The organism is Streptomyces sp. NPDC048182, from assembly GCF_043202555.1.
Classification (GTDB): Bacteria; Actinomycetota; Actinomycetes; order Streptomycetales; family Streptomycetaceae; genus Streptomyces.
On sequence record NZ_JBIDAQ010000003.1, the window covers coordinates 435,080 to 447,577 of the forward strand.

The 12,498-nt window shown below is 73.4% G+C and carries 11 protein-coding genes; 3 read left to right on the plus strand and 8 right to left on the minus strand.

Features of this window, described 5'->3' with window-relative positions:
- Positions 1–16 precede the first annotated feature (16 nt).
- From ACGFZL_RS08120 to deoC, 3 genes are read right to left on the minus strand one after another with little or no spacing between them, the layout of a single operon-like run.
- Positions 17–910, minus strand: coding sequence for an aldehyde dehydrogenase family protein (locus ACGFZL_RS08120; RefSeq protein ID WP_355174577.1), 894 nt, complete (start codon positions 908–910; stop codon positions 17–19).
- Positions 903–2,339 carry an aldehyde dehydrogenase family protein gene (locus ACGFZL_RS08125; protein ID WP_393690089.1) on the minus strand — a complete coding sequence of 479 codons (1,437 nt, stop codon included), beginning with the start codon at positions 2,337–2,339 and terminating at the stop codon, positions 903–905. The genes ACGFZL_RS08120 and ACGFZL_RS08125 overlap by 8 nt, the downstream gene beginning before the upstream one ends.
- A gap of 5 nt (positions 2,340–2,344) precedes the next feature.
- On the minus strand, positions 2,345–3,307 hold the full coding sequence (gene deoC / locus ACGFZL_RS08130) for a deoxyribose-phosphate aldolase (protein WP_393690202.1): 963 nt from the start codon (positions 3,305–3,307) through the stop codon (positions 2,345–2,347).
- Between the two features lie 103 nt (positions 3,308–3,410).
- Between deoC and ACGFZL_RS08135 the strand changes: the two genes are divergently transcribed.
- Entirely contained in the window at positions 3,411–4,118 is a 708-nt protein-coding gene (locus ACGFZL_RS08135; RefSeq protein WP_355174573.1) for a PH domain-containing protein, read from the plus strand.
- Here ACGFZL_RS08135 and ACGFZL_RS08140 read toward each other — a convergent pair.
- The 5 genes from ACGFZL_RS08140 to ACGFZL_RS08160 form a co-directional block, all read right to left on the minus strand.
- Entirely contained in the window at positions 4,060–5,079 is a 1,020-nt protein-coding gene (locus tag ACGFZL_RS08140; RefSeq protein ID WP_393690090.1) for a MerR family transcriptional regulator, read from the minus strand. The two genes, ACGFZL_RS08135 and ACGFZL_RS08140, sit on opposite strands and share 59 nt — an antisense overlap.
- Before the next feature lie 51 nt (positions 5,080–5,130).
- A complete protein-coding gene (locus tag ACGFZL_RS08145) occupies positions 5,131–6,363 on the minus strand; it encodes a hypothetical protein (RefSeq protein ID WP_393690091.1) in 1,233 nt (410 codons plus the stop codon).
- A gap of 195 nt (positions 6,364–6,558) precedes the next feature.
- Positions 6,559–8,193, minus strand: coding sequence for a phospho-sugar mutase (locus ACGFZL_RS08150; RefSeq protein WP_393690092.1), 1,635 nt, complete (start codon positions 8,191–8,193; stop codon positions 6,559–6,561).
- A 226-nt stretch (positions 8,194–8,419) separates the two neighbouring features.
- Positions 8,420–9,244, minus strand: coding sequence for a purine-nucleoside phosphorylase (locus tag ACGFZL_RS08155; RefSeq protein WP_355174565.1), 825 nt, complete (start codon positions 9,242–9,244; stop codon positions 8,420–8,422).
- 92 nt (positions 9,245–9,336) lie between these two features.
- Positions 9,337–9,774 carry a gamma-glutamylcyclotransferase gene (locus ACGFZL_RS08160; RefSeq protein ID WP_355174563.1) on the minus strand — a complete coding sequence of 146 codons (438 nt, stop codon included), beginning with the start codon at positions 9,772–9,774 and terminating at the stop codon, positions 9,337–9,339.
- Positions 9,775–9,847: 73 nt separating this feature from the next.
- Between ACGFZL_RS08160 and ACGFZL_RS08165 the strand changes: the two genes are divergently transcribed.
- Positions 9,848–11,296, plus strand: coding sequence for an NAD(P)H-quinone dehydrogenase (locus ACGFZL_RS08165; protein ID WP_355174561.1), 1,449 nt, complete (start codon positions 9,848–9,850; stop codon positions 11,294–11,296).
- 158 nt (positions 11,297–11,454) lie between these two features.
- Positions 11,455–12,444 carry a DeoR/GlpR family DNA-binding transcription regulator gene (locus tag ACGFZL_RS08170; RefSeq protein WP_393690093.1) on the plus strand — a complete coding sequence of 330 codons (990 nt, stop codon included), beginning with the start codon at positions 11,455–11,457 and terminating at the stop codon, positions 12,442–12,444.
- The last annotated feature ends 54 nt before the right edge of the window (positions 12,445–12,498 follow it).

A 12,498-nucleotide genomic window follows, 5' to 3' on the forward strand; every position in this document is an offset into this window, starting at 1 on the left:
CCCCACGCCCCCTGGGTCAGTAGGAGGACCCCGACGCGCCCAGCGCGCCCGTCGGGTGCCAGACCGTCTTGGTCTCCAGGAACGCCGTCAGGCGGTCGGTGCCCGGCGCCGCCGCCCAGTCGTCCACAGGCTGTGGACGCAGGACGCGCTTGAGGTTGTCCGCCGCGGCGACCTCCAGCTCCCTCGCCAGCTCCTCGCCGGCGCCCGCGAGGTCGATCGCGTTGACGTCCTGGTGCGCGGCGAGCGGCGCCGCGATCTCCGCCGTACGGCCCGACAGGACGTTGACCACGCCGCCCGGCAGGTCGGAGGTGGCCAGCACCTCGCCGAGGGAGAGGGCGGGCAGCGGGGCCTTCTCGGAGGCGATCACGACCGCCGTGTTGCCGGTGGCGATGACCGGCGCGACGACCGAGACCAGGCCGAGCAGCGACGACTCCTGCGGGGCGAGCACGGCGACGACGCCGGTCGGCTCGGGGGAGGACAGGTTGAAGTACGGGCCCGCGACCGGGTTGCCGCCGCCCACCACCTGGGCGATCTTGTCGGTCCACCCGGCGTACCAGACCCAGCGGTCGATCGCCGCGTCGACCTGGACGCCCGCCTTGGACTTCGACAGCCCCTCGGCGTCGGCCACCTCCGCCACGTACTGGTCGCGGCGGCCCTGGAGCATCTCCGCGACGCGGTAGAGGATCTGGCCGCGGTTGTACGCCGTCGCGCCGGACCAGCCGCCGAACGCCTTGCGCGCGGCCACGACCGCGTCCCGGGCGTCCTTGCGGGAGGAGAGCGGGGCGTTGGCCAGCCACTTGTCCTTGGCGTCAGTCACCTCGTACACCCGGCCGCTCTCGGAACGCGGGAACTTGCCGCCCACGTACAGCTTGTAGGTCTTGAAGACACTCAGACGGTTCTGGTCAGACATCGAGGTACGCCTCCAGGCCGTGCCGGCCGCCCTCGCGGCCGTAGCCCGACTCCTTGTAGCCGCCGAAGGGCGACGTCGGGTCGAACTTGTTGAACGTGTTGGACCAGATGACACCCGCGCGGAGCTTGTTCGCGACCGCCAGGATGCGCGAGCCCTTCTCCGTCCAGATGCCGGCCGAGAGACCGTACGGGGTGTTGTTGGCCTTGGCGACGGCCTCGTCGGGGGTGCGGAAGGTGAGGACCGAGAGGACCGGGCCGAAGATCTCGTCGCGGGCGACGGTGTGCGCCTGCGTGACGTTCGTGAAGACCGTCGGGGCGAACCAGTAGCCCGAGGAGGGCAGTTCGCAGGCCGGGGACCAGCGCTCGGCGCCCTCCGCCTCGCCCTGGTCGGCCAGCGCGGTGATCCGGGCCAGCTGCTCGGCGGAGTTGATCGCGCCGATGTCGGTGTTCTTGTCCAGCGGGTCGCCGAGGCGCAGCGTGGAGAGGCGGCGCTTGAGGGCGTCCAGGACCTCGTCGTGCGCCGACTCCTGCACAAGGAGGCGGCTGCCCGCACAGCAGACCTGGCCCTGGTTGAAGAAGATGCCGCTGACGATGCCCTCGACGGCCTGGTCGACCGGCGCGTCGTCGAAGACGATGTTGGCGCCCTTGCCGCCCAGCTCCAGGGTGAGCTTCTTGCGGCTGCCCGCGACCGTGCGGGCGATCTCCTTGCCGACGGCCGTGGAGCCGGTGAAGGCCACCTTGTTCACGTCCGGGTGCGCGATCAGCGCGGCTCCGGCACGGCCGTCGCCGGTGATGATGTTGACGACGCCCTTGGGGAGGCCCGCCTGGCGGCAGACGTCCGCGAAGAACAGGGCGGAGAGCGGGGTCGTCTCGGCCGGCTTCAGGACGACCGTGTTGCCGGTCGCCAGTGCCGGGGCGATCTTCCACGCCAGCATCAGGAGGGGGAAGTTCCAGGGGATGACCTGGCCCGCGACGCCGAGCGGACGCGGGCTCGCCCCGAAGCCGGCGTGCTCCAGCTTGTCGGCCCAGCCCGCGTAGTAGAAGAAGTGCGCGGCGACCAGGGGGAGGTCCGCGTCGCGGGTCTCCTTGATCGGCTTGCCGTTGTCCAGGGTCTCCAGGACGGCCAGCTCGCGGCTGCGCTCCTGGATGATCCGGGCGATGCGGAACAGGTACTTGGCGCGCTCGGAGCCGGGCAGCGCCGACCACGTCTCGAACGCCTTGCGGGCGGCCTTCACCGCGCGGTCCACGTCGGCCTCGCCGGCCTCGGCGACCTCCGAGAGCACCTCCTCGGTGCTGGGCGAGACGGTCTTGAAGACCTTGCCGTCGGCGGCCTCGGTGAACTCGCCGTCGATGAACAGCCCGTAGGACGGGGCGATGTCGACGACCGCGCGGGACTCGGGCGCGGGGGCGTACTCGAAAAGGGGTGCCATGGTGATCAGTCCACCGTCACGTAGTCGGGGCCGGAGTAGCGGCCGGTCGCCAGCTTCTGGCGCTGCATCAGCAGGTCGTTCAGCAGCGAGGAGGCGCCGAAGCGGAACCAGTGGTTGTCCAGCCAGTCCTCGCCCGCGGTCTCGTTGACCAGTACCAGGAACTTGATGGCGTCCTTGGCGGTGCGGATGCCGCCGGCCGGCTTCACGCCGACCTGGACGCCGGTCTGCGCGCGGAAGTCGCGGACCGCCTCCAGCATGAGGAGCGTGTTGGCCGGGGTCGCGTTCACCGCGACCTTGCCGGTGGAGGTCTTGATGAAGTCGGCGCCGGCCAGCATGCCGAGCCAGCTCGCGCGGCGGATGTTGTCGTACGTCGACAGCTCGCCGGTCTCGAAGATGACCTTCAGGCGGGCGGAGGTGCCGCACGCCTCCTTCACGGCGGTGATCTCGTCGTGGACCTTCAGGTACCTGCCGGCCAGGAAAGCGCCGCGGTCGATGACCATGTCGACCTCGTCGGCGCCCGCCTCCACGGCCTCGCGCACGTCCGCCAGCTTCACGGCGAGCGAGGCGCGGCCCGCGGGGAACGCGGTGGCGACCGAGGCGACCTTCACACCGGAACCGGCGACGGCCTCCTTGGCGGTGGCGACCATGTCCGGGTAGACGCAGACGGCCGCCGCCGCGGGGCTGGTGCGGTCCGTCGGGTCGGGGCGGACCGCCTTGGCGCCGAGCGCCCGGACCTTGCCCGGGGTGTCCGCGCCCTCCAGCGTCGTCAGGTCGACCATGGAGATGGCCAGGTCGAGGGCGTACGCCTTCGCGGTGGTCTTGATGGAACGGGTGCCGAGCGAGGCGGCGCGCGCCTCCAGGCCGACCGCGTCGACGCCGGGCAGGCCGTGCAGGAAGCGGCGCAGGGCGGCGTCGGACGCGGTGACGTCGCTGGGCTCCGCCGGGGGTCGTGGGGCAGTGGTGGGCATGGTCACCAGACGAGCATATCTACGCGCGTAGCGGCTGTACAGCCCCCGGAAGTGACGGACGCCCTTACGAGGGGCTGCCACGGCGTCGTGCACAATCGGCGGCATGACCACCCCGGAGCACCAGTCACCGCCGCCCCAGCCGCAGGACCCCGTCACCCGGGACCGGATCTACCGGTCGCCCGCGGGCATCGCCGGCGGCGTCTTCGTGCTCGGTCTCGTGGGGTGGCTCGGCATCGACGCCGTGGTGGCCGGCGACGGGCGCACGCCCTGGCTCGCGCTCGCGGCGCTGCTGCTGCTCGTCCCGCTGGTCACCGCCTTCACGCTGCGCCCCGCCGTCTTCGCCGGCGACGACCGGCTGCGCGTGCGCAACCCGTTCCGCGTCGTCGTGCTGCCCTGGGGGCAGGTCGCCGCGCTGCGGTCGGGGTACTCCAACGAGGTCGTCACCGAGTCTGGCGACAAGTACCAGCTGTGGGCCGTCCCGGTCTCGCTGCGGGCCCGGAAGAAGGCCAACCGGCAGGCGGCCAGGCGGACGGCCACCGGGGGCGCCGGGCGCGGGCGGGGCCTGTTCGGCATGCAGGGCATGATGGCCGGCGGGGACGCGCTGGGCGTGGGCGGCGGTGGCGCCGGTGCGGCCGGCGGGCCCGTGCGGGCCGAGGCCGACAAGGCCATGGACGACCTGCGCGAGGTGAGGGAGGCCCGGCGCGAGGCCGCCACCTCCCAGGGCGAGGTCGGGGTTCGCTGGGCCTGGGAGGTCATGGGGCCCGCGGCGGCGGGGGCGGTGCTGCTGGCGGTGCTGCTGGCGGTGGGGTGAGCGCGGCGGGCGGGCGCCGGCGTGCCGCGCCGCGGTCGGTCCGCAGGGCCTGAACCAGCCAGGCGTACACCGGGACCAGGGTCGGCACCACCTGCCAGCCGTTGACGATCCACACCAGCCGCCAGTACCGGTCCACCTCGGGGTCGTGCGCTTCTTCGAACCGCCGCGCCAGCCAGTCGCGGAACGCCCGGTCGGGAGTGCGCGCGAAGACCTCGCCGAAGCGCCGCACGAGGTCGTCGACGACGGCCGCGGCCCTGTCGTCGAGCGGATCGACGCCGGACTCCACGGCCTCGGTCACTCGCTGCCGGGTGAGGGCCGTCAGCTCCTCGCCGGCCTCGCTCTCGACGGCGGACGGCTGCCCGGCGGCCTGGCGCGGAGCCGCTCGCCGCATCCGGGCCCGGAAGCCGTCGTCGCCGACCAGTTCGGCCAGCTCCGCCCAGGCGGCGACCTGCTCGCCGGACGGATCGTCGGGGAGGTCGGGGGTGGCGGCACGCACCATCGCCACCGCCGCCGGGTCGGCGTCCGCCGTGCCGAAGGTGCCCGCCACGAAGTCGTCGACCAGGCGTCGGCGCTCCTCCTCGGACAACTGGGTGAGCCGGTGCACCGACATGGCCTCCTCGGGATCGGAACCGCGGCCGGCCACGGCTCTCAGGACACTCCTGCGCAGTCGCAGCGCCCGGATCTGCACGTCGACGGCGTCGGCGTGCGCGGCGGCGATCTCCGCCACCGAGAGCTCGCGGTCCAGGACCCGCCGGATGGTGGCCAGGTCGATGCCCAGGTCACGCAGGGTGCGCAAAAGTTCCACGCGACGCAGGGCGTCGAGGTCGTAGAGCCGGTGGCCGGCGGGGCTTCGGGTGGTCGGCGCGACCACGCCCGAGTCGGAGTAGAACCGGATCGTCCGCACGGAGAGGCCGGTCCGCCGGGAGAGTTCCCCGATCGAGTACAGGGTCGTCGCGTCCATGGCCCCTACTCTGCTGTCTCCAGTCGCTGGAGACTCAAGTCGCCGGCGGGGTCACGGTGCCGCCGGCCAGACCAGGAGCATGTAGCCGCCGCAGTAGGCCGAGGCCAGGGTCGCCGTCGCCAAAAACAGGGCGCGGTGGCGGCGGGTGGCCCGGTCCAGGTGGGCGGCGATCGGCAGGAGCAGGGGGAAGGCGGGCAGCAGGAAGCGGGCCCGGGGGAAGTAGACGCCGCCGCTGCCCAGCACGATGGCCATCAGTACGGCGGTGAAGACCAGCAGCGGGAGCGGCTGGCGGTCCCACGCCGAGAGGGCGAGGAGCGCCACCGAGGCGAGCAGGGTGAGCGTCACCAGGACCAGGAACAGCTGCGGGGTCGCGTCGCGGGCCAGCAGTTGGCGGACCTGGTGCAGGGTGCGCAGGCCGCCGTCCAGCTCGTTGTGCCACAGCCGCTGTACGGCGAAGTAGCCGTCCCAGCGGCCCAGGCGCAGGCCGACCCAGGCCAGGTAGGCGCACCAGCCGAGCGGGGCGAGGAGGGCGGCCGCGGCGGGCTGGAGCCGGGGGATGCCGGCCTTGCGGGTGCGGACCAGGTGGGCCAGCGCCGCCGCCGTGACGGCCGCCGCCACCGCCACGCCGGTCGGGCGGGTCAGGCCCGCCAGCGAGGCGAAGCCGGCCGCCCACAGCCAGCGGCCGGTGAGGACCGCGTACAGGGCCCAGGCCGCGCACGCCGTGAACAGGGACTCCGTGTAGCCCATCCACTGCACCGCGCCGACCGGGTACGCCGCCCAGAGGACGGTGAGCAGCACGCCGGTGCGGCGGCCGTGCAGGCGGTTGCCCACCGCGAAGACGCCCCACGCGGCCAGCAGCGAGGCCGCCATCGCCACGCCCAGGCCGGTGGAGGCGCGGGTGCCGGGGGTGAGCACCGCCACCGCCTTCACCAGGACCGGGTACAGCGGGAAGAACGCCAGGTTGTTGGCGTTGTCGTCGGTGCCGAGATCGTGCGCGTAGCCGTGGTCCGCGATGCCCAGGTACCAGTCGGCGTCCCACTGCGACGCCAGGATCGGCCAGACGTCCTTGTGGCGGTGGTGCGCCCAGACGATCAGGGCGAGCAGGCCCGTGCCGCGTACGGCCAGGTAGGCGGCGAGGGCGGGCGTGGCGCGGTGGGCCGCGCGGAGCAGGCGGTGGGCCCGGGTCCCTCTGCGCGGGGGGCCGGCGCTCGTGGTGCGGGGGCTGGAGCGCCGGGTGCCCGGGATCTGGCCGCTCTGGGTGGTCTCGGGGGCGGTCGAGGACACGGCGGCGGCTCCCTGGTGGGCTCGGGTGGCACGGCTGGCACGGGTGGCTCAGGTTCGCGTCCACCGTTGCCCGAGGGGGCGGCCGGTGCGGGGAGGGCGGGTCAACGGGCGGGGGCAAATCACTCGATGGGGTGCCTCCGGGTGGGGGCACCCCATCGAGGTGGGTGGCGTGCTGCTGCGGGACAGTCCGTGCTGCTAGATGCCCGCTGCCCGGGACAGGTCCCGCTTCAGGGCCGTCAGCAGGTCCGTCGCCTTCGCGTGGGCCGTCGGGAGCGACGCGTGGTCCTCGACGGGGACGACCACCTCCAGGTAGCACTTCAGCTTCGGCTCCGTGCCGCTCGGGCGGACGATCACCCGGGCGCCGTCCAGCGTGTAGCGCAGGCCGTCGGTGGGCGGCAGCGTCTCCGTGCCCTTGGTGAGGTCCTCGGCGTGCGTCACCGGCAGGTCCGCCAGGGACCGCGGCGGCTGCTCGCGCAGGCGGTGCATCGCGTCGGCGATGACGGACAGGTCCTCCACGCGGACCGAGAGCTGGTCGGTGGCGTGCAGGCCGTGCTCCACGGCGAGGTCGTCCAGGAGGTCGAGGAGGGTGCGGCCCCGCTCCTTCAGGGCGGAGGCCAGCTCCGTGACCAGCAGGGCGGCGGTGATGCCGTCCTTGTCGCGGACGCCGTCCGGGTCGACGCAGTAGCCGAGGGCCTCCTCGTAGCCGTAGCGCAGGCCCTCCGCGCGGGCGATCCACTTGAAGCCGGTCAGGGTCTCGACGTGGGGCAGGCCCGCGGCGGCGGCGATGCGGCCGAGGAGGGAGGAGCTGACGATCGACTCCGCGAACGTGCCGTGCGCTCCGCGGGCGACCAGGTGGGCGGCGAGCAGGGCGCCCACCTCGTCGCCGCGCAGCATGCGCCAGTCCGCGCCGCTCTTGACGGCCACGGCGCAGCGGTCGGCGTCCGGGTCGTTCGCGATGATCAGGTCGGGGTCGGTCTCGCGGGCCTTCGCGAAGGCCAGGTCCATCGCGCCGGGCTCCTCCGGGTTGGGGAACGCGACGGTCGGGAAGTCCGGGTCCGGGTCGGCCTGCTCGGCGACGAGGGCCGGCTCCGGGAAGCCGGCGCGGGCGAACGCCGCGAGGAGGACGTCCGTGCCGACGCCGTGCATCGCCGTGTGGACGGTACGGGCGGTGCGGGGGGAGCCGGGGGCCAGGACGGCGTCCGTGCGGGCCAGGTAGGCGTCCAGCGTCGTGTCGTCCAGGGTCTGCCAGCCGTTCTCCGGGCGCGGGACGTCGTGCAGGGTGCGTACGGCGTCGATCCGCGCGGCGATGTCGGCGTCCGCCGGGGGCACGATCTGGGAGCCGTCGCCGAGGTAGACCTTGTAGCCGTTGTCGCGGGGCGGGTTGTGGCTGGCCGTGACCTCCACGCCCGCGACCGCGCCCAGGTACCGGATCGCGAAGGCGAGGACCGGGGTGGGCAGGGGGCGGGGGAGCAGCGCGGCGCGCAGACCGGCGCCGGTCATCACGGCGGCGGTGTCGCGGGCGAAGTCGGCCGACTTGTGGCGGGCGTCGTAGCCGATGACGACGAGGCCGTCCTCGTGGCCCTGCGCCTTCAGGTACGCGGCGAGGCCGGCGGCGGCGCGGATGACGACGGAGCGGTTCATGCGCATGGGGCCGGCGCCGAGTTCGCCCCGGAGGCCGGCGGTGCCGAACTGGAGGGTGCCGGTGAAGCGGGCCTTCAGTTCGGGGTGGTCGCCGGCGTCGAGGAGGGCCTGCAGCTCGGCGCGGGTGTCCGGGTCGGGGTCCTCCGCGAGCCACTGCGTGGCTTGGGCGAGGAGGTCGTCGTCGTGCACGGGGGTCAGCCTCTCTGGCGTGCGGTGGTGTGTGTCTTGGGTGCGTACTTGACTGACCCGCCGTCGTGGCTGGTCGCGCAGTTCCCCGCGCCCCTGGGGCGTTGCAGTCCCGTCTCTGCATAGCTGCGGGCAGTCGTGCCGCTGGGGCGGCACGGGTGGGCGCAGCGGCACCCCGTTGCGCCGGGTTGCGCACACGCCCCCCCCGGCCCGCACCCGCGCCGGTCGCCTACAGGCGGGCCAGGACCTTGGTCAGGAGGGAGCCCATCCGCGCGGCGGAGTCGCGGCCGGCCTGGAGGACCTCCTCGTGGTTCAGCGGCTCGCCCGTCATGCCGGCGGCGAGGTTGGTGACGAGGGAGATGCCCAGCACCTCCGCCCCCGCCTCCCGCGCGGCGATGGCCTCCAGGACCGTCGACATGCCCACCAGGTCCGCGCCGATGACCCGCGCCATCCGGATCTCCGCCGGCGTCTCGTAGTGCGGCCCGGGGAACTGGGCGTACACGCCCTCCTCGAGGGACGGGTCGACCTCCTTGCACAGCGCCCGCAGGCGGGGCGAGTAGAGGTCCGTCAGGTCGACGAAGTTCGCGCCGACGATCGGCGACGTCGCCGTGAGGTTGATGTGGTCGCTGATCAGCACCGGCTGACCGGGCCGCATCCCCTCGCGGAGCCCCCCGCACCCGTTGGTCAGGACGATCGTCTTGGCGCCCGCCGCCACGGCCGTGCGGACGCCGTGCGAGACGGCGGCCACCCCGTGACCCTCGTAGAAGTGGGTGCGGCCCAGGAAGACCAGCGCGCGCTTGTCCCCGACGGCGTACGAGCGGACCTTGCCGCCGTGCCCCTCCACCGCCGGCTTGGGGAAGCCCGGCAACTCGGTGACCTGGAGCTCGGCCTCGGGGTCGCCCAGGGCGTCCACGGCCGGTGCCCAGCCGGAGCCCATCACGAGGGCGACGTCGTGGGTCTCGGCGCCGGTGAGGGCGCGCAGGCGGGCCGCGGCGGCGTCGGCGGCGGCGTGCGGGTCGCCCTGGATGCCGTCCGGAAGAAGAGATGCGTTCACGCCGACGAGGGTAGCGGCTTATCGCCTACGCGCGTAGATGACGGAGGTCACGGGATTGCGACGCTTGATGTGGAGGAAACGACGAGCGGGGGTCAGCAGGGGCGTTTGCGCAGCTCCATGACGTAGTCGTGCGGCGCGCCCGCCGACTCCGCCGCGTCGGCCACCTCACCCAGATAGCGGGCCGAGGGCAGCCCGCCCTCGTAGCCGTTCAGGACGTACGTCCACGCGCCCTCCTCGCCGTCCAGCGTGTGGATCCGGACCCGGGTGCGGCGGTAGATGTCCAGGCCCACGCCCTCCCAGCGGTCCAGCGAGTCCTCGTCCATCGGGGCGATGTCGTACAGCGCGACGAACACCTGCGACAACGGGTCCTCGACCAGCGTCGCCAGCGCGCCCTCCCAGCCCATGTGCTCGCCCCCGAAGGTCAGCCGCCACCCGTTCAGCCAGCCGGTGGCGCGCATCGGCGAGTGCGGGGCGCGGCGGGTCATCAGCCGCGCGTCGAGGTTGCCGGCGTAGGCGGCGTAGAGCGACATGGGGAGAGGGTACGGCAGGGAGGGAAGGGGCAGCCGTGACCCGGGGCGGTGCCACCTTGATGGGTGCGGGACAATGGGGTACGTGACTCGGATCGTGATCATCGGTGGCGGACCCGGCGGATACGAGGCGGCGCTGGTGGCCGCCCAACTCGGCGCGGAGGTGACCGTCGTCGACTGCGACGGCCTGGGCGGTGCGTCGGTGCTGACCGACTGCGTGCCGTCGAAGACTCTGATCGCCACGGCCGAGGTGATGACCACCTTCGACTCCTCCTACGAGGAGCTGGGGATCATCGTCGCCGACGACACCCCGCCCCTGGAGCAGGCCGCCCGGGTGGTGGGGGTGGACCTGGGGAAGGTCAACCGGCGCGTCAAGCGGCTCGCGCTCGCCCAGTCGCACGACATCACCGCCTCCGTCACCCGCGCCGGGGCGCGCGTCATGCGCGGGCGCGGGCGGCTGGAGGGCATGCAGGCGCTGGACGGGTCGCGGAAGGTCGTCGTGCGGGCCGCGGACGGCAGCGAGGAGACGCTCACCGCCGACGCCGTGCTCATCGCCACCGGCGGGCACCCCCGCGAGCTGCCCGACGCCCGGCCGGACGGCGAGCGGATCCTCAACTGGACCCAGGTGTACGACCTCGACGAGCTGCCCGAGGAACTGATCGTCGTCGGGTCCGGTGTCACCGGCGCCGAGTTCGCCGGGGCCTACCAGGCGCTCGGGTCCAAGGTGACGCTCGTGTCCTCCCGGGACCGGGTGCTGCCCGGCGAGGACCCGGACGCCGCCGCCGTCCTCGAGGACGTCTTCCGGCGGCGCGGCATGAACGTCATGGCGCGCTCCCGCGCCCAGTCCGCCAAGCGGGTCGGGGACCGGGTGGAGGTCACGCTCTCCGACGGGCGGGTCATCAGCGGCTCGCACTGCCTGATGGCGGTCGGCGCCATCCCCAACACCGAGGGGATGGGCCTGGAGGAGGCGGGCGTCAAGCTCAAGGACTCCGGGCACATCAGGACCGACCGGGTCTCGCGGACCTCAGCCCCCGGGGTCTACGCCGCCGGTGACGTCACCGGTGTGTTCGCCCTGGCCTCCGTCGCCGCCATGCAGGGGCGCATCGCCATGTACCACTTCCTCGGGGACGCGGTCACGCCGCTCGACCTGAAGACCGTCTCCGCCAACGTCTTCACCGACCCCGAGATCGCCACCGTCGGCTACTCCCAGGCCGACGTCGACGGCGGCAAGATCGACGCCAAGGTCGTCAAGCTGCCGCTGCTGCGCAACCCGCGGGCCAAGATGCAGGGCATCCGGGACGGCTTCGTCAAGATCTTCTGCCGGCCCGGGACCGAGATCGTGGTGGGCGGCGTCGTCGTCGCGCCGCGCGCCTCCGAGCTGATCCACCCCATCTCGATCGCCGTCGACAACAACCTGACGGTCGAACAGATCGCGAACGCGTTCACCGTCTACCCGTCTCTTTCGGGGTCGATCGCCGAGGTGGCCCGGCAGCTGCACACCCGGAAGGCGAGCGGCGAGGGCTGAGCGGCCGGATCCGACTGCTCGGCGGTCACAGGGAGTTGCCGGGCGTGCGGGTGGCATAGGCGGGCCGTATAGCACGTCTGGGACCTGTGTGCGAACAACTTCTGTAATTCGGCGCATACTGCTGAAAGCAGACGGTCGTTGGGGTTACTGTCAGTTTCGTGTTCGCAGCAGAACGTCGCCAGTTGATCCTCGAAATGGTGCGCGCGAACGGGGCCGTGTCGCTCCGTGAGCTCGCCCGCGTCGTCCAGACCTCCGAAGTGACCGTACGGCGGGACGTGCGCGCACTGGAGGCAGAAGGACTCCTCGACCGCCGGCACGGCGGTGCGGTACTGCCCGGCGGGTTCACCCGCGAATCCGGCTTCCCGCAGAAGTCGCACCTCGCGACGGCCGAGAAGACGGCCATCGCCGATCTCGCGGCGGGTCTCGTCGGCGAGGGCGAGGCCATCGTCGTCGGGGCCGGGACCACCACGCAGGAGCTGGCCCGGCGGCTGGCCCGGGTGCCGGGTCTGACCGTCGTCACCAACTCGCTCCTGGTCGCCCAGGCGCTCGCCCACGCCAACCGGGTGGAGGTGGTGATGACCGGCGGCACGCTCCGCGGGTCCAACTACGCCCTGGTGGGGTCCGGCGCCGAGCAGTCCCTCCAGGGGCTGCGGGTGTCCAAGGCCTTCCTGTCGGGCAGCGGACTCACCGCCGAGCGGGGGCTGTCGACCTCCAACATGCTCTCGGCGTCCGTGGACCGGGCCCTGGTGCAGGCCGCCGCCGAGGTCGTGGTGCTCGCCGACCACTCCAAGCTGGGCACCGACACCATGTTCCAGACCGTGCCGACCGACCTCATCACCCGCCTGGTCACCGACGACCCGCCCGGTCACGACGACCGCGCGGCCACCGAACTGCAGGCCCTGGCCGACCAGGGCGTGCACATCGCCGTGACCGGGGCGTCGGGGGGTGCGGGCGGCGGCTCCGGGAAGCCCGGCGCCCCGGGGGGTGATCACGTCCCGGCGCGCCAGCAGCGCCGGGACGTGCCGCTGCCGGGGCCGCGCCGCCAGCTGCCGGGCGCGGCGGGCGGGCTGCGGTCGGCCGCGGGGCTCGGTGAGCCGGGGGCCGGGGCGGAGCAGCGGGCCCGGGTGGCGGATCTGCGGCGCCGCTGAGGCGCCGGGTCGTCCGCGGAAACGTAGAGAGCGCCCGGCGGCGTGCCGGGCGCT